General features: G+C 71.6%; 14 protein-coding genes. 6 read left to right on the top strand and 8 right to left on the bottom strand.

Annotation, left to right across the window (positions count from 1 at the left end; genetic code table 11):
* Positions 1-26 precede the first annotated feature (26 nt).
* The 7 genes from BM430_RS04265 to BM430_RS04295 form a co-directional block, all read right to left on the bottom strand.
* The gene (locus tag BM430_RS04265; protein ID WP_093565737.1) at positions 27-1,742 is read right to left on the bottom strand and encodes a thiamine pyrophosphate-requiring protein; all 1,716 of its coding nucleotides are present in this window, start codon (positions 1,740-1,742) and stop codon (positions 27-29) included.
* A gap of 256 nt (positions 1,743-1,998) precedes the next feature.
* Positions 1,999-2,553 carry a MarR family winged helix-turn-helix transcriptional regulator gene (locus BM430_RS04270; protein WP_093565740.1) on the bottom strand — a complete coding sequence of 185 codons (555 nt, stop codon included), beginning with the start codon at positions 2,551-2,553 and terminating at the stop codon, positions 1,999-2,001.
* A 19-nt stretch (positions 2,554-2,572) separates the two neighbouring features.
* Positions 2,573-3,958, bottom strand: a complete 1,386-nt coding sequence (locus BM430_RS04275; protein ID WP_093565742.1) for an MFS transporter — start codon at positions 3,956-3,958, stop codon at positions 2,573-2,575.
* A gap of 475 nt (positions 3,959-4,433) precedes the next feature.
* Positions 4,434-5,654, bottom strand: coding sequence for an IS4 family transposase (locus BM430_RS04280; RefSeq protein ID WP_244539311.1), 1,221 nt, complete (start codon positions 5,652-5,654; stop codon positions 4,434-4,436).
* A gap of 306 nt (positions 5,655-5,960) precedes the next feature.
* A complete protein-coding gene (locus tag BM430_RS04285) occupies positions 5,961-7,175 on the bottom strand; it encodes an ABC transporter substrate-binding protein (RefSeq protein WP_093565744.1) in 1,215 nt (404 codons plus the stop codon).
* Positions 7,176-7,214: 39 nt separating this feature from the next.
* Positions 7,215-7,538 (bottom strand): 2Fe-2S iron-sulfur cluster-binding protein, encoded by a 324-nt coding sequence (locus tag BM430_RS04290; RefSeq protein ID WP_093565746.1) that lies wholly within the window; start codon positions 7,536-7,538, stop codon positions 7,215-7,217.
* A gap of 13 nt (positions 7,539-7,551) precedes the next feature.
* Positions 7,552-8,793 (bottom strand): cytochrome P450, encoded by a 1,242-nt coding sequence (locus tag BM430_RS04295; RefSeq protein ID WP_093565748.1) that lies wholly within the window; start codon positions 8,791-8,793, stop codon positions 7,552-7,554.
* 135 nt (positions 8,794-8,928) lie between these two features.
* Between BM430_RS04295 and BM430_RS04300 the strand changes: the two genes are divergently transcribed.
* Positions 8,929-9,456: a MarR family winged helix-turn-helix transcriptional regulator gene (locus BM430_RS04300; RefSeq protein WP_093565749.1), complete on the top strand. Its 528-nt coding sequence runs from the start codon at positions 8,929-8,931 to the stop codon at positions 9,454-9,456.
* A 27-nt stretch (positions 9,457-9,483) separates the two neighbouring features.
* On the opposite strand, the gene BM430_RS04305 is transcribed toward BM430_RS04300, so the two are convergent.
* Positions 9,484-10,725 (bottom strand): NAD(P)/FAD-dependent oxidoreductase, encoded by a 1,242-nt coding sequence (locus BM430_RS04305; protein ID WP_093565997.1) that lies wholly within the window; start codon positions 10,723-10,725, stop codon positions 9,484-9,486.
* A gap of 245 nt (positions 10,726-10,970) precedes the next feature.
* On the opposite strand from BM430_RS04305, the gene BM430_RS04310 reads away from it, so the two are divergent.
* The 5 genes from BM430_RS04310 to BM430_RS04330 all read left to right on the top strand — a co-directional run bounded on the left by BM430_RS04310 (position 10,971) and on the right by BM430_RS04330 (position 16,112).
* Positions 10,971-12,155, top strand: coding sequence for a transporter substrate-binding domain-containing protein (locus BM430_RS04310; RefSeq protein WP_093565751.1), 1,185 nt, complete (start codon positions 10,971-10,973; stop codon positions 12,153-12,155).
* Positions 12,152-12,778 (top strand): ANTAR domain-containing response regulator, encoded by a 627-nt coding sequence (locus BM430_RS04315; protein WP_093565753.1) that lies wholly within the window; start codon positions 12,152-12,154, stop codon positions 12,776-12,778. The genes BM430_RS04310 and BM430_RS04315 overlap by 4 nt, the downstream gene beginning before the upstream one ends.
* Positions 12,779-12,951: 173 nt before the next feature.
* Positions 12,952-13,797 (top strand): nitrilase family protein, encoded by an 846-nt coding sequence (locus tag BM430_RS04320; RefSeq protein WP_093565755.1) that lies wholly within the window; start codon positions 12,952-12,954, stop codon positions 13,795-13,797.
* 71 nt (positions 13,798-13,868) lie between these two features.
* Positions 13,869-14,984: a substrate-binding protein gene (locus BM430_RS04325; RefSeq protein ID WP_244539327.1), complete on the top strand. Its 1,116-nt coding sequence runs from the start codon at positions 13,869-13,871 to the stop codon at positions 14,982-14,984.
* Between the two features lie 294 nt (positions 14,985-15,278).
* Positions 15,279-16,112 carry a branched-chain amino acid ABC transporter permease gene (locus tag BM430_RS04330; protein ID WP_093565761.1) on the top strand — a complete coding sequence of 278 codons (834 nt, stop codon included), beginning with the start codon at positions 15,279-15,281 and terminating at the stop codon, positions 16,110-16,112.
* Positions 16,113-16,141: the final 29 nt, after the last annotated feature.

Here is a 16,141-nt window from a genome sequence, read left to right on the forward strand (position 1 = left end):
GGGCCGGTGCCCCGCGCCCACCGGATTCAGTGATGCGGCAACCACACGTCGAGGACGGCGCAGCGCCGCTCCTCGCGGACCACCCGCAACGCCTCGGCGAGGGCCTCGTCCACCTCCGCCGCTCGCCCGACCTGGCGCCCCCAGGCGCCGCCCGCCGCGGCGGCGATGCCGACATAGTCGGGCGCCGGCTCGAACGAGGTGTCGAGCTGGTTCGCCCGCGCGGCGTAGCCGTCGGGATGGACGGCCAGGGTCGAGAGCTTCGGCGATTTCCAGCCGCGGTTGTTGAAGACGATCTGGAGGAACGGCGTCTCGTAGCGGCGCGCCATCCAGTGCACGGAGGAAGGGACGGTGAAGAGGTAGGAGCCGTCGCCGGTGAGCGCGACGACAGTGCTGTCCGGCCGCGCCAGCTTGATTCCGATCGCCGCGCCGCCGTTCCAGCCGAGGGACCCGCCGCCGCTGGTGACGATCGATCCGGGCCGGTCGAGCGCCAGGTGATCGAAGACGGTGTGGTAGTGCGAGATGCCCTCGTTGACGAACACGGCGTCGTCGCCCGCGAGCGCCCTGAGTCGGGCGACGAGGTATTCCGAGGTCACGGCCCCGGTCTCCGACGGCTGCTCCAGGGCGCGGAGCGCCTGCCCGCGCGCGGCGTGCAGAGCGGCGTAATGCTGCGTGCGCGTGGCGACGGCGTCGGCATCCGGGGGATTCGCGTCGAACCACGCGTTGAGCTGGTCGAGGGCGGTCTCGGCGTCGGCGCCGAACACCCCCTCGGCGCGGATGTGCCAGAGCGGCATCTGCTGTTTCAGCGGGTCGACGTCGATGTGGAAGATGCGGGCGTCGTCGGCGGGCCGCGACACGGTCGGGATCCACGGCACGTCGCTGTCGACGACCAGGATCACGTCGGCGTCGGCCAGCACCGGGTTCTGGCGCGGATGGTTCCACTGGTTGCCCTGGTAGAGCGGGTCGGTGTGGGGGAAGTTCATCGCGTTCGGCACCGACTCGAGCACGCCGATCCCGAGCCGCCGGCACAGGGCGACGAGCGGGGCGACGGCCCGCGGGTTGCGCCCGACGAAGGACGTGACGAGGAGCGGCCGGCGCGCGCCCGCGAGCGCCGTCGCGATGTCGCGCAACCCGCGCCCGCCGAGCGCCGCCGGCTCGATCGGCCGCCACGCGGCGGCGTCGTCGCGGGTTGGCGCGACCTCCTCCTCCATGACCTCGCGGGCGCCCATCAGGTAGACGGGGCCCTTCGGGTCGGATCGGGCGAATTGCAGCGCCCGGTGGACCAGGTCCTTGACGTTCTTCCCCGTGCGGATCTCGTTGTCGTAGCGCATGTAGCCGCGCACCAGCCCGCGCTGGTCGTGGACGTCCTGGATCCACTGGATGAACTCGTTGCGGCTCCCCCGCAGCTCGCCTTCCTGCGTGAAGGGGGAGGCGCCCGCGAAGACGAGCATCGGCGCACGGCCCTTGGCGGCGTTGTGCACCGCGCCCGCCAGCGCCTGGGTGCCGCACTCGACATGGACCACCACCGCCTGAGGTTCGCCGCTCGCCTGCCAGTAGCCGTGGGCTGCGCTCATCCCGACCATCTCGTTGGGGCAGGTGACGATCTGCGGGATCGCCCGCCCGGCGGCCCGCGCCTCGGCGACCGCCTCGATCAGGGCCGGGTGATCGCTCCCGACATTGGCGAAGATGAACGAGACGTTGGCCTCGACCAGGGCGTCGAGGAAGGCGCTGCTCGTCGTGTACATGCGGTCGATCCTTGAATCAGAGGTGTCTGACTATCTGTGTCAATGATTCCGGCGCTCTCACCGACAACTCTCGACGTCATCCCGGGGCTCGACGAAGTCGAGAACCCGGGATCCATAACCGCCGACGGTTCGGGACAAGACGACCGGCGTTCCGCTTCATCCGGAAGCGTCAGCGGTTATGGATCCCGGGTTCCGCTCCGCGGCCCCGGGATGACGATGGAGGGTTGAAGCGAGGTCCCCCCGATCAAACGGGTTGTCAGTGCTCCGGCGGGCCGGATTCCGGTGGCGGCGTCTCGATGGTCAGGGCCTCGGTCAGGGTCTTGAGCAGGGCGACGAACTGCTGCTGCTGCTCCGGCGCGAAAAGGGCGTTGAGCCGAGCGTCGTGGCGCGCCGCGCATTCCGCCAGCAGCGCGAGCTTCGCCCGCCCGGCCTCGGTCAGGCTGATCCGGCGCCCGCGCCGATCGAGGGGGTCGGGCTCGCGCCGGATCAGCCCGCGCCGCTCGAGGTCGCCGAGCAGCGGGGTCAGGGTGCTCTTGTCGCGGCTGGTCGCGAGGCTCAAGTTCGTCTGGCTGACGCCCGGATTGTCGCCGATGAGCTGCAGCAGCGCGTACCAGCCCGGGCGCAGGCCGAGATCCCCGGTCAGCGCGCTGAACGCCTGGAACGACGCGGTCTGGGCGAGACGCAGGTTGTAGGCGATGGTCTCCCCGAGCCATCCGAGCTGGACCGGCGCCTGGGCGGCGCCCGGACCCGCCGGGTCGGCGGGCGGGGCGGTCGTCGCCCGGCCGGACCGGGTCGCGGTGCGCTTGCGCATCGTGAGCGCCCCGCCGGGGTCAGCGCTCGGCCGCGACACTCGCCGCCCCGAGGCCGGCGGCCGGCCGCATCGCCGGGATGTGCCGGCCGACGAGCGCGAGGGCGACCGCGACCCCGGCCATGGCGAGGCCGAGCAGCACGAGGTAGCCGCTCGATCCGCCGGAGGTGATGACGGCCGCCCCCGCGAAGGCGCTGAGGATCGCCCCGAGGCGGCCGAAGGCGAGGGCGGAGGCGGTGCCCGTCGCCCGCACGGTGGTCGGGTAGACGTGGGCGCAGACCGCGTACATCGTCGACTGGGTGGCGTTGGCGAAGAAGCCCTGGAGGCCCAGCCCGGCGATCAGGAGGCCGGTCGAGGTCTTGATGTCGACGCCGGTGAGGGCGAGCGCCGTGACGGCGCCGCCGGCCGAGCACACGAGCAGCGGCCCGCGCGACCCGAAGCGGGTGATCGCGACGGCGCAGAGCAGGGCGCCGAACACGCCGCCGAAATTGTAGGCGGTGAGGCCCGATCCGGCCACCGCGACGTCGAGTCCGGCGGCGTTCAGCATCGTCGGCAGCCAGCTGAAGGCGCTGTAGACCGCCAGCAGGTTGAGGAAGAACGCGCACCAGAGCGCGATCGTGTCCCGCGCCCGGCCCGCCTCGAACAGGGCCGGCACGCCCCCACGCTGCTCCAGCCGCTGCTCGCCGGCATCGGTGAAGGCCGCACCGGCGGGGACCGGGCGGGCCATGCGCGCCAGGAGCCGCGCCAGCTCGGGCCAGCGGGCCGGCCGGCGGGCGAGGAAGCGGGGCGATTCCGGTAAGGCGACGATCAGGACGAGGCCGTAGGCCACCGGGAGGAGGCCGCCCAGCAGGAAGAGCGCCCGCCAGCCGAGGGTCGGCAGCACGAAGCCGGCGAAGACGCCGGCGAGCATCCCGCCCAGGGGCACGCAGACGATGGTCGCGGTGATCGCCAGCGTCCGGCGCCGGGCCGGGGTGAATTCGGCCGTGACGGTGGTGGAGCTCGGCAGGGCTCCGCCGATGCCGAGGCCGGCGATGAACCGCAGGATCCCGATGCCCCACAGGCCGTCGGCGAGGCTGATGGCGCAGGTGGCGAGCCCGAAGACGAGCACGCTGCCGATGACCGCCCAGCGCCGGCCGAAGCGGTCGGCGAACAGGCCGGCGCAGGCGCTGCCGATCCCCATCCCGACGAGGCCCGCCGCGAGGGCCGGGGCGAAATCGCCCCGGGAGACGCCCCATTCCTTGATCAGCACCGGCACCGCGAAGCCGATCAGCTGGCCGTCGAACCCGTCCATGACGATCGACAGGGCGGCGAGGGCGACGACCGTCTTCTGAAGGCTCGTCCAGTGGCCGGCATCGAGCACCTCGCCGATGTCGGTGGCGCTCCGCGCCGGGGCGGCGGGGGCGGTCATGCCGGCCTCCGCACCGTGGGGAGCCGGTCCTGTCCGTCGCGTCGGTCCGTGACCGGCCCATGAGGATCGGCGACGCGCGGTTCTCCCGCCGAAGCTGCCATGGCGTTTCTCCCGGGACGGCCCGTTTTGGTACGGGCTCGTTGTCCCAGCTTGAGACGGTGTTCGACATTCATCAAGTTGGTTTGCCTACCAACTATTGCGGTGGCGCGACGACGTCTTCGACTTCACCGGCCTACTCGCTCCAAGCAGCGCCGTTCATGGCAGGACGAGGCGCGGGCTTTCTCCTCTCCCCGTGGGCGGGGAGAGGGCCGAGCTGCCGTATAGGTGGCTCGGCAAGCCCGTAGGGCGAGGGTGAGGGGGAGGTGCCGACTGAGGCTCTTCCGGAAACACCCCCTCACCCTCGCTTCGGCTTGCGCCTCCGCTTGCCGTGTCTCCTGAACGTCGACACGGCCCTCTCCCCGCCCGCCTAGCGGATTCACACATCGCTGATGGAGAGCCTGAGGTTGGCGCCTCGCTTTCTGGCCTGGAACTCCTTCCAGCCCTCCAGCATCACGATTGGACCCGGCTTGCCGTAGTAGCCGGTCCAGCCGCCCAGGCGCGCGCACACCCAAGCCCCATATCCGAGCGAACCGCGAGGGTGTGGGTTCTTCTGACGGGCGGTCTTGCCCTCCAGTTGAGCACTGCAGGCCTCCAGCAAGGCCTGATCCTCCGCCGCAAACGCGTCCGTCACAGGCCGCACCCCAGCCCCATGGCCGTCACGGGCATGAACCAGTTGCTGCACGATCACCGCCGCGATCAGCGCCGCTGCGGTCAGACGCTGCCGCGCGCGCTCATCTGCGATCAGGATGTTCTCCACGTCGAAGCCCTGCGTCTTCAGCGTCCGGAACAGCTGCTCGATCGCCCAGCGACGCCGATACTGCTCAACGACCGCGAGCGCGTCGGCTGCGTCGCGCACAGGCTGCGTCGTCAGAAGACGCCAGTGCAGCGCATCCTGGCCTGCCGGCGGCTCCTCTTCCACCACCTCGATCGCGTTCACCGTGATCTGAGCCGGCAGACCGGCCCGCTGCCCGTGCCGCGGGCGCACCAGCGACAGCGAGGCGTGTCGCAGCGCCAGGCAGGCCGTGCGCGCCCGCCGTCCTGGCCGGGCCGGCAAGTCGATCTCCGCCCAGCCCGCCACGGGCTGCCTCGACAGCGTCGTCCAGAGGCGCTCGCCCTCGTCCAGCGCGCGGTCATGCGCGGCCCGTACCAGCAGCTCGCTGTGCTCAGGCCGCAGGGCGAACGCTTCGTAGATGTCGCCTTCCCGATCCGCGATGACCGTCAGGCTGCGGGCGCGGGCGCAGACCGTGGCGGCCTGGTCGGCGCCCTCCAGCCAGCGAAAGCTCTCCTTCTCCTCGATCGGCTTGGCCCGGCGCTGCGCACGCCGACCCACGTCGCGATGCACGAAGCTCGCGTCGATCAGGCCCAGGATCGCCCCACTCTCGGCATCCAGGGCGAGCACGCAGCGCAGGTAGGTGCCACCCCCGCCCGTGGAGCGCAGCACGGTGGTGTCCTGCAGCGCCAGGACGGCGCGCCCCCGGCAGCGCTCGGCTGTGTGCGCGATGGCCTCGGCCAGCATGATATCAGGCTGCACAGCCGGATGACGCAGGAAGCGCGTCAGGCGGATCTCGCCGGCCCGGTCGCCGCCCAGCCGCCGCACGCGCAGAGCACGCGGGCCGTCATCGACCAAGCGTGACAGAAGGAAGGCCCCCCTTTGGCGAGCCGGCGATCACCAAACTCACCCAGACTGAGGTTCATCATCCGCCGCCTCCCATCGCATCAGCCAGCCGCAGCGAATCACACAACGCTGACCGCGCAAACCACGTTGTGTGAATACGCTAGCCCCGCCCGCGGGGAGAGGAGGGACTCGCGCCTCGTCCTGGCCCCGTTGCAATCCCGGCACCGGAGATAGTGGCGCGTGCAACCATTTCCCCGGTGACGCCGCCGGAATCACGGGGGATCGGCCTCACTTCACCATCGGGCAGCCGCCCTCCGCCATGGGCCGGAACGCCTGGTCGGCGGGAATCGTGTCGACGAGCGTGTAGTAGTCGTAGGCGCCCTTCGACTCGGCCGGCTTCTTCACCTCGAACAGGTAGATCGGGTGGATCGCCCGCCCGTCCGGGCGCACGGTGAGGTCGCCGAACAGCCGGTCGCGCGGGCCTTTGCGCTTCATCTCGGCCACCACGGTTCGGGCGTCGTCGCTGCCGGTGCGCGCCACCGCGTCGAGATAGGCGAGCGTCGCCGAGTAGACGCCGGCCTGGTTGCCGCTCGGAACCTTGCCGGCCTGGCCCGGCCGGGCGGCGAAGCGCCTCGCGAAGGCCCGGGTCTCGTCGCTCATGTCCCAGTAGAACGACTCGGTCAGGAGCAGCCCTTGCGCGTCCTTCAGGCCCATCGCGTGCACGTCGTTGATGAAGACCAGGAACGCCACCAGGGACTGGCCGCCCTGCGTCAGCCCGAACTCGTTGGCCTGCTTGACGACGTTGATCGCGTCCGCGCCCGCATTGGCGAGGCCGACGACCTTCGCGCCCGAGCCCTGCGCCTGCAGCAGCAGGGAGGAGAAATCGGCCGTGCCGAGCGGGTGGCGGCTCGCGCCCTTCACGGTGCCGCCATGGCGGGCGACGTAGGCGCTCGCCTCCGCCTCGATGCCCTGGCCGAGCGCGTAGTTCACGGTGAGGAAGTACCAGGAGGTGCCGCCGCGCTTCATCATCGCGGCGGCGGTGGTGTTGCCGGTCGCCCAGGCGTCGTTGACCCATTGCACGGTGTTGGGCGAGCAGGCCTTGCCGGTGAGGTCCGAGGTGGCGGTGGCCGAGGCGAGCAGCGCCATCCGGGTGTCGCGCAGGAGCGCGTTGACCGCGAGGCCGACGGAGGAGTTCGGCACGTCGACCACCGCGTCGACCTTCTCGACGTCGAGCCACTTGCGGGCGATCGACGAGCCGACATCCGCCTTGTTCTGGTGGTCGGCGCCGATGATCTCGACCCGGATGCCTTTGCCGCCGCCGGCGAAATCCTCCGCCGCCATGCGGGCGGCCTCGACCGAGCCCTGGCCGTTGGTGTCCTGGAACGGCCCGGACATGTCGGTCAGCACGCCGATCCGCACCACGCCGTCGGAAATCTCCGCCCGCGCCGCGCCGGCCCCGAGCAGCCCCGTCGCGAGCACCAAGGCCCGCATCATCCCGCGCATCGTCTTCCTCCCCTCGATGTTATCGTCTTTTGTCGCTGCTCAGACCTGACGGTCGGGCAGGTGCACCACGAGCCCGTCGAGCGCACCCGTGGCGATGATCTGGCAGGACAGCCGGCTCGTCGGCCGGCGCTCGGCGGCGGCGCCGTCGAGGAGCGCGTCCTCGTCCTCCGACAGGGGCGGCAGGCGCCCCGCCCAGGCCTCGTCGACGTAGACGTGGCAGGTGGCGCACATCGCGTTGCCGCCGCACTCGGCGACGATGCCGTCGAGGCCTTGCGCGGTCGCGCCCTGCATCAGGCTCGCGCCCGCCGCGACCGCGAGGTCCCGGCGCGCGCCGTCGGGGCGGATGACGATGATCGTGGGCATGGCGTGTCGTCCCTCAGGCGGCGGTCAGGGTGACGGGCAGGCGCTCGAGCCCGCGCAGGGTGTTGTTGTAGCGGCGCACGGCCGGTCCGGTGATCGTGATCGCCTCCACCCTGGCGGCCAGCGCCGAGAGGATCACCTCGCCTTCGAGGCGGCCGAGCAGCTGGCCGACGCACATGTGGATGCCCGAGCCGAACCCGACATGGCCGACCGTGGACCGGGTCGGGACGTAGCGATCCGGTGCCTCCCAGCGGCGCGGGTCGCGGTTCGCGGCGCCGAGGAACATCAGCACCTTGGAGCCCTCGTCGAGGGTGGCCCCGCCGATCTCGACGATCCGGGTGGTGGTGCGGAAGAAGGTCTGGACCGGGCTCTCGAAGCGCACTGCCTCCTCGAACGCCGCGCGGGCGAGGCCCGGGTCCGCCCGGAGCGCCGCCCAGGCCTCGGGGAAGCGGGCGAGGCAGTAGATCGCGGCCCCGATGCTGTTCACCGTGGTGTCCAGGCCCGCCGTCAGGAGCGAGCGCACCAGGAGCGGCGCCTCGTCGTGGGTGATGGCGCCGGCATCGGCCGCCGCGTGGATCGCCGCGCCGAAGCCGCCGGCCTTGAGGTTCTCGCGCCGGCACTGCTCCATGACCCAGGCGACGTGGGGCGCCGCCGTCTCGAAGGCGCGCGCGCGCAGCGCGTTGGGCGGCCCGAAAGCGTTGAAGGCGAGGCCCGCATAGGGCAGCAGGTGCTCGCGCCCGTCCTCGCGCAGGCCGACCGCATCGGGGAAGACCGCGAGGGGAAACGCCTCGGCGAGGTCGGCGACCGCGTCGATCTCGCGGCGGGCGAGGAGTTCGTCCACCAGCCGGTGCGCCGCCGCCTGGAAGCGCTCGCGCAGGGTCTTCATCACCGCCGGCGACAGGACCCGGTTCAGGACCGCGCGGGTGCGCCCGTGTGCCGGCGGGTCGGCCTCCAGGATCAGGCTCTGCGGCCGCCAGGGCGTCTCCTTGGCGAAGTCGCTCAAGCCGACGCCGCGGCCGGAGCAGAAGGTCGCCGGGTCGTGCAGCACGGCCCGCACCTCCTCGTAGCGCGCGACCGCGTGGACGCCCCAGCGCGGCAGCCACACCACCGGCCCGGCCTCGCGCAGGGCCTCGTGGATGCGGTGCGGGTCCTCGAAGAACTCGGTCGAGAACGGATCGACGTCGACGATCGCGGCGCCCGACCCGTGGGCGGCGGCCGGCGGCGCGGACGAGGCCGAGCTTCGCACTATCTCGATCATGCCGGATCCTCCTCATGCTCCGTTGCGGGTCTGCGTGTCGGGGGGCGCCCCTCCCCACCGAATTCCGGCGCGCGCCTCGACGCGGTGCGACGGCCGGGACATAAGGTCGGGCACGGACGGCGCGCCGGAGCGGAGATGACGACGGGTCGAGCAGGACGGGCGGGCGACCAGGCGGCGGGCACGGCGCCCGGATCGCGGCTCGACCTCGACCGCTACGTGCCGGCACTCCTCACCTTCGTCGCCAACAAGCTGTCGCACTCGGCGAGCGCCACCTATCAGCGGCGTTTCGGCGTCAACGTCACCGAGTGGCGGATCATGTCGCTGCTCGCCATCGAGCCCGGCATCCCGGCGGCGCGCATCTGCCAGGTGATCGGGTTCGACAAGGGGCCGGTGAGCCGGACCCTGGCCTCGATGGAGACGCGCGATCTCGTCGCCACGGCCGAGGACCCGGACGACGCCCGCCGGCGCCTGATCCGCCTGACGCCGCGGGGCGAGGCGCTGCACGACGAGATCATCGTCGTGGCGCTGGAGCGGGAGCAGCGCCTGCTCGGCTGCCTGACGCCGGAGCAGCGCGACACCCTGATCGATCTTCTGAACCGCCTGCACGCGAACCTGCCTGCCGTAACGACGTCCGGACCCTCGAAGCGGAAGGGCCGGGGGTGAGCGGGATGGGGGGAACGACGCCGGACGTCAGGCCGCCGCCGGCCTGACCAGCGCCCGCAGGTCGAAGGCGGGGTCGGCGGCCCGGTCGGGCGCCAGCGGCCGGCCCTCGGCGATCAGCCGCCGGGCGATCATGTGGTCAGCCGGCCGGTTCACCGATTCGACGGCGACGAGCCGGTCCTGCCGGTAGCGGAAGACCGAGAACGCGCCGGTCGCCGGATCACCGCGCGTCAGCGCCCGGTCGTCCGGCGCGGCGAGGCCGGCGATCTGCAGCTTCCAGCGGCCCTGGTCGCTCCAGAACCAGGGCAGGGCCCCGTAGGGCACCGCCCGTCCGGTGAGGCGGGCCGCGACGCAGCGGGCCTGGTCGACGGCGTTCTGGACCGATTCGATCCGCGTCGGCGCGTCGCCGGCGAAGGAACTCGGGAAGACGGCGCAGTCGCCGATCGCCGAGATCGAGGGATCGGCGGTGAGCAGCGCGCGGTCGACCACGACGCCGTCGGCGACCGGCAGGCCTGCCGCGGCCGCGAGGTCGACGTTCGGCACGATGCCGATGCCGACGAGGACCAGATCCGCCGGGAGCGAGCGGCCGTCGGCCGTCTCGACCGCGGTGACCCGACTCTCCGCCCCCACGAGGCGCGTCACGCCCGTGCCGAACACGAACCGGATCCCCGCCGCCTCGTGCGCCGCCCGGAAGAACGCCGAGATGGCCGGGGACACCGCCCGCGCCATCACCCGGTCGCCGGCCTCGACCACCGTGACGCCGATCCCGCGCGCCGCCGCCGCGGCGGCGAATTCGAGGCCGATGAAGCCCGCGCCGACCACGACGATGCGGGCGACGCCGTCGAGGCGCTGCCGCAGGGCGTCCGCCTCCGCCAGGGTGCGGAGCTGGTGGAGTCCCGTGAGGTCCGCTCCCGGCAGCGGCAGCGGCCGGTTGCGGGCCCCCGTGGCGAGGATCAGGTGGTCGTAGGGGAGGCGCTCGCCCGTCGCGAGCGCGACCTGCCGGGCGGCCGGGTCCAGGGCGGCGGCCCGGGCGCCGAGCCGCAGCGCGATGCGGTGGTCGGCATAGAACTGCGCGGGCCGCAACGCCAGGGTCTCGGGCGTCGCCTTGCCGGAGAGGTAGGCCTTGGAGAGGGGAGGGCGCTGGTAGGGCGCGGCCGGCTCGTCGCCGACGATCGTCAGCGATCCGTCGAAGCCCGCCTCGCGCAGCGACGCGGCGGCCTGGAAGCCGGCCTGGCCGGCCCCGACGACGACGATGGGTCCGCCCGCGCTCATGCTTCGCGCCTCGCGCATCGTTTCCTCCGTTCCGGGCGATGGTTCGCTCTCTGATCGGAGACTCGCATAGCTGCGTTGCCTAAGCAACGATTTAGTTGCTTAGGCAACGTAAATTCCAGTCGTCGGCGGCAGGGAGACCGGCCACGCGTCGTCGAGGTCTCTCGCCGCACCGGGACGGCGCTCGCTTCCCAGCCGCCCCGTCCCTCGGCTAGGACGTCGGTCCGGCACGGGGCGGCGGGCGACGGATGGTGGGCACGGGCAAGGCGAACACGGACAAGGCGAGCACCGGCAAGGCGACCTGGCGCGTCGGGGTGCTGTTTTCCCGCAGCGGGGTGAGCGGCATCACCGAGACCGAGCACTTCCTCGGCACCGCGCTGGCGATCGAGGAGATCAACCGGGCCGGCGGCGTGCTCGGGCGCGCGATCGAGCCGGTCTGCTACGATCCAGCCGGCGACCGGGACGCCTACCGCGACCTCGCCCGGCGGATGCTCGCCGAGGACGGGGTCGAGGTGGTGTTCGGTTGCTCGCTCTCGGCCAGCCGCAAGGCCGTACTCTCCACCATGGAGCGCCATAACGGCTTGCTCTGGTACCCGTCGATCTACGAGGGGTTCGAGTATTCCGAGAACGTCGTCTATACCGGCGCCACCCTGAACCAGAACGTCTTCGCTCTGGCCGACTTCCTGATGCAGGAATACGGGCCGCGGATCTTCATGGTCGGCTCGGACTACATCTATCCGCGCGAGTCGAACCGGGTGATGCGCGACCTGATCGAGAGCAAGGGCGGCACGATCCTGGGCGAGGTCTACGCCCCCCTCGACGCCGACGAGGCGGCGCATGAACGCATGGTCGCGGAGATCCGCAGCGTCTCGCCGGACGCGGTGTTCTCCACCGTGGTCGGCCGGGGCGCGGAGCGGCTCTACCGCGCCTATGCGGCGGCCGGGATCGACCGCGCCCGCTGCCCGATCGCGAGCCTCACCCTGGCGGAAGGGCAGATCCAGGCGATCGGCCCCGAGGCCTGCACCGGCCACGTGCTGGCCTCGTCCTATTTCGGCAGCCTCGACGGCGAGGAGAACCGCCGCTTCGTGTCCGCCTTCCAGGCGCGGTTCGGGCCGGACCGGCCGACCAGCATGTGGTCGGAGACGGCCTACGCGCAGGTCCACCTCTTCGCTCGCGCCCTCGCGGAGGCCGGCAGCCTCGACGCCGAGCGCCTGAGCGCGGCGGCCCTGCGCAGCCGCTACCTGGCGCCGGAGGGCGAGCTCGCCTTCGACGGCGAGACCCGCCACATCTGGCTCACCCCCGGCATCGGAATCGCGCGCGCCGACGGCCAGTTCGACGTGGTCTGGCGCGCCCGCCGGCCGGTGCGGCCCGACCCCTACCTCGCCTGGACGCGCTTCGAGCTGAACGCCCTCGAGGAAGGGTCCGCCGCATGAGCGCGCCGGCCCGCAAGCTCCTCGACGACCTGCGCCGCGCCCGGGCGCTGGTGGTCCATCCGCGCGACGAGGAGGGCGCCTCGCTGGTCGACCAGCTCCGCCGCCTCGGCTGCGAGGTCGCGCTCGCCTGGCCGCCGCCGGCGGCCCTGCCGCCGGACATCGACACGCTGTTCATCCAGCTCGACGACGGCGAGTTCCGCCACCTGCTTCCGGCCATCGAGGAGGCGCAGCCGGCGGTCGTCGCCATCGTGGCCTACGAGAGCCCGACCTCGCTCAAGGCCATCGTCGACGTCAACGCCCACGGCGTGCTGACGAAGCCGCTGCGGCCGCGCGGAGTGCTGACCCAGTTCGTCCTCGCCCGCTACCGGCGCGGCTACGAGGGCCGGCTCGCGAGCAAGATCGTCCGCCTCGAGGAGACCATGAAGGGGCGCCGCAGCGTCGAGCGGGCGGTGCGCCTGCTCGTCGACCTCAACCGCATCGACGAGGACGCGGCCTATCGCCTGCTGCGCGACCGCGCCACCGCCGCGCGGGTGCCGATGGCGAGCGTCGCCGAGAGCGTGGTGGCGGCGCACGAGGCGATGAGCGGGCTCGGCCTGCGCATCGCCTTGGCGGAGAAGACCTGATCCGGGCAGCGCCTGCCCCATTTATGGTCTTGCGGCCGCCTCTTCCGTGAGTATCGTAGGGGTACGGGCAAGGTTGCCCAGCAGCTCCGTGCTGCATCACATCCCGGCTTCGAAGCCTCTGGTCTGCGGAAAGTCTTTCCGCGTCCAGGGGCTTTTTGCGTTTTGGAGCGACCATGATCCAAGCGAACGATCCCGCTCGCCCACCACTCAGGGTCTCCTGCATCCAGTTCGAGCCCAAATTCGGCGCGGTGGCGGAGAACATCGCCCGCGCCTCGGACCTCGTCCGCACCGCCGCCCGCGAGGGCAGCCGGCTCGTGGTGCTGCCGGAGCTCGCCAGCACCGGCTACGTGTTCGAGACCGCCGACGAGGCCTCCGCCCTCGCGGAAGCCGTGCCGGACGGCCCGACCACCCGCGCCTGGGGGGCGTTGGCCGCCGAGCTCGGCATCCACATCGTGGCGGGAATCGCCGAGAGGGCAGGGGATGCGCTCTACAACTCGGCGCTGATCACCGGGCCCGACGGCTATATCGGCACCTACCGCAAGGCGCATCTCTGGCACCGGGAGAACCTGTTCTTCCGCAAAGGAGATCTCGGATTCCCAGTCTTCGAGACGGCCCTCGGCAAGGTCGGCATCGCGATCTGCTACGACGGCTGGTTTCCCGAGACCTTCCGGCAGCTGGCGCTCGCCGGCGCCGAGATCGTCTGCATCCCGACCAACTGGGTGCCGATGCCGAACCAGCCCGCGGGCGAGGCCGCGATGGCCAACACCCTGCACCGGGCCGCCGCCCACTCGAACGGAATCTTCATCGCCTGCGCCGACCGGGTCGGGGTCGAGCGCGGCCAGCCCTTCGAGGGCCAGAGCCTGATCATCGGCCCGAAGGGCTGGACCCTCGCCGGCCCGGCGAGCCGCGAGGCCCCCGAGACGGTCTCGGCGGTGATCGACCTCGCCGAGGCGGGCCACAAGGACCTCAACGAGTTCAACTCCGTCCTCGGCGACCGCCGCACCGACCTCTACGCCTGACGCCAGAATTCCCGTCCAGAGGAGCCCGCACCATGCAGACCCGTTCGTTCACCGGCGCGCTCGCCGCGCTCATGCTCACCGCCGCGCCGGTCCTCGCGGCCGAGAAGCCTATCGTCATCGGCGTGCCGGTCGGCCTGTCGGGGGCCAACAGCGTCGTCGCGCCCTCCGTCGTGCAGGCGGCGGAGCTGGCGGTGGAGGAGATCAACGCCGCCGGCGGCGTGCTCGGCCGCAAGCTCGCCCTCGAGGTCGCGGACGACGCCTCGGGCGCCGCCGGCGCCCAGAAGGCGTTCGATTCGCTGATCTACCAGAAGAAGGTCGATGTCATCATCGCGATGGAGACGAGCGCGGCCCGCAACGCCGGCCTGCCCGCCGTCACCAAGGGCCGCGTGCCCTACATCTACACCTCGTTCTACGAGGGCCGGTCCTGCAACAAGAACCTGTTCGTCAACGGCTGGGTGCCCGAGCAGCAGGTGCCGCCGGTGATCGACGCCTTCAAGGACAAGGGCGCCAAGACCTATTTCCTGGTCGGCAGCGACTACGCCTTCGGCCGCGGCATGCTCGCCTTCACCCGCGCATACATCGAGAAGACCGGTGGCAAGGTCGTCGGCGAGGAATACCTGCCGATGGACGGCAGCGACTGGACCGCGATCATCTCCAAGCTGAAGGAGGCCAAGCCCGACGCGCTCGTCACCTCGACGGCCGGCGGCGCCCCGAACGTGACGCTGACGAAGCAGCTGCGCGGCGCGGGCGTGACGCTGCCCTACGCCAACCTCGCGGTCGACGAGGGCACGGCGAAGAGCATGGGGGCGGACGCGGAGGGAATCTACCTCTCGGCCTCCTACGTCACCGGTATCGACAGCCCGCAGAACAAGGCGTTCCTCGCGGCGATGGAGAAGAAGTTCGGCTCGTCCCTGCGCACGCCCAACGACCTGTCCGTGCCCGAGTACGAGGCGATCTACCTCTACAAGGCCGCGGTCGAGAAGGCCGGCGGCACCGAGACCGCCAAGGTTCTGGCGGCCCTGCCGACCGTCACCGTCACCGGCCCGCGCGGCACGATCGGCATGAGCAAGCAGCACCACGCGCCGCTGACGATGTATCTCGGCCAGGTCCAGAAGGACGGCGGCGTCAAGGTCGTCGGGACCTTCAAGGACGTCGATCCGGGCGAGCAATGCCCGAAGCTGGATTGAGATCCAGATTTTTCGGCTGCGCGGATTGATCCCGCGCCGACTTCAATAGCTCTCCGCGTCATCCCGGGGCTCGCCGGAGGCGAGAACTCGGGATCCATAACCGCTGGCGTTTGAGAACGAAGCGGATCGCGTTCCGCTTCATCCTGGAACCTTAGCGGCTATGGATCCCGGGTTCCGCTGCGCGGCCCCGGGATGACGACGGAGGGTATGAATCCGGGCGGCCGCCCCAGACCGATACAGCCGGCGCGACCAGTGCCCGGCCGATCGCCGTTCGCCTCCATTCGGACAAGCACGATGCTGCTCCTCCTCGACATCCTGACCACCGCCGCGATCCTGTTCGTGGTCGCGATCGGGCTCCTCGCGGTCTTCGGCGTCTTGAAGATCATCAACTTCGCCCATGGCGCCTGGCTCACCATCGGCGCCTACTGCGCCGTTGTGGCGGGCAAGCTCGGGCTGAACCCGTGGGCCGCGCTGCCGCTCGCCTTCGCGGTCGGCGCCGCCCTCGGGGGCCTGGCCGAGCTGTTCATCATCCGCCCGCTCTACCGCCGGCCCCTCGACGCGATCCTGGCGACCTGGGGCCTCGGCATCGTCGTCGGCCAGCTGATCACCCTCGCCTTCGGGCGCGACGTCCAGCTCACCCCGAACCTCGTGTCGGGCACCGTCGACGTGCTGGGCACCGGCTACTCCGCCTACCGCCTCGTCGCGCTGCTGGCCGCCCTCGTCATCGGGACGGGGTTCGCGCTCGTGATCGAGCGCACGCGGCTCGGGCTCTCGGCTCGCGCCGTCATCATGAACGAGGCGCTGGCGCGGAGCCTGGGCCTCGACACCACCCGGGTGCGCCTCGTCGTCTTCATGATCGGGGCCGGCCTCGCGGCGCTCGCGGGCGTGCTCCTCACGCCGCTGACCAGCGTCGATCCCACCATGGGTGTCAGCTGGCTGATCGGCGCCTTCATGCTGGTGATGGTCGCCGACGCCTCGTTCCTCGCGCTCGCCGCCGCCTGCCTCGTCTTCGGGGCGGCGCAGGTGCTGGTCAGCACCTTCGTCAGCCCGGTGCTCGGCAGCATCGCGGTCGCGGTGCTGGCCGCCCTCGTGCTGCGCATCAGCCCGAAAGGATTCTCGCGTGCCTGAGACCGTCACGGCCGCCACGCCCGCCCTTA

The organism is Methylobacterium sp. 174MFSha1.1, assembly GCF_900116815.1.
In the GTDB taxonomy this organism is placed as follows: domain Bacteria; phylum Pseudomonadota; class Alphaproteobacteria; order Rhizobiales; family Beijerinckiaceae; genus Methylobacterium.

What these genes read in the sequence shown, in the direction of transcription:
- BM430_RS04265 (WP_093565737.1), bottom strand. Translation starts at nt 1,742, where the DNA reads ATGTACACGACGAGCAGCGCCTTCCTCGACGCCCTGGTCGAGGCCAAC.
- BM430_RS04270 (WP_093565740.1), bottom strand. Translation starts at nt 2,553, where the DNA reads ATGCGCAAGCGCACCGCGACCCGGTCCGGCCGGGCGACGACCGCCCCG.
- BM430_RS04275 (WP_093565742.1), bottom strand. Translation starts at nt 3,958, where the DNA reads ATGACCGCCCCCGCCGCCCCGGCGCGGAGCGCCACCGACATCGGCGAG.
- BM430_RS04285 (WP_093565744.1), bottom strand. Translation starts at nt 7,175, where the DNA reads ATGCGCGGGATGATGCGGGCCTTGGTGCTCGCGACGGGGCTGCTCGGG.
- BM430_RS04290 (WP_093565746.1), bottom strand. Translation starts at nt 7,538, where the DNA reads ATGCCCACGATCATCGTCATCCGCCCCGACGGCGCGCGCCGGGACCTC.
- BM430_RS04295 (WP_093565748.1), bottom strand. Translation starts at nt 8,793, where the DNA reads ATGATCGAGATAGTGCGAAGCTCGGCCTCGTCCGCGCCGCCGGCCGCC.
- BM430_RS04300 (WP_093565749.1), top strand. Translation starts at nt 8,929, where the DNA reads ATGACGACGGGTCGAGCAGGACGGGCGGGCGACCAGGCGGCGGGCACG.
- BM430_RS04305 (WP_093565997.1), bottom strand. Translation starts at nt 10,725, where the DNA reads ATGAGCGCGGGCGGACCCATCGTCGTCGTCGGGGCCGGCCAGGCCGGC.
- BM430_RS04310 (WP_093565751.1), top strand. Translation starts at nt 10,971, where the DNA reads ATGGTGGGCACGGGCAAGGCGAACACGGACAAGGCGAGCACCGGCAAG.
- BM430_RS04315 (WP_093565753.1), top strand. Translation starts at nt 12,152, where the DNA reads ATGAGCGCGCCGGCCCGCAAGCTCCTCGACGACCTGCGCCGCGCCCGG.
- BM430_RS04320 (WP_093565755.1), top strand. Translation starts at nt 12,952, where the DNA reads ATGATCCAAGCGAACGATCCCGCTCGCCCACCACTCAGGGTCTCCTGC.
- BM430_RS04325 (WP_244539327.1), top strand. Translation starts at nt 13,869, where the DNA reads ATGCTCACCGCCGCGCCGGTCCTCGCGGCCGAGAAGCCTATCGTCATC.
- BM430_RS04330 (WP_093565761.1), top strand. Translation starts at nt 15,279, where the DNA reads ATGCTGCTCCTCCTCGACATCCTGACCACCGCCGCGATCCTGTTCGTG.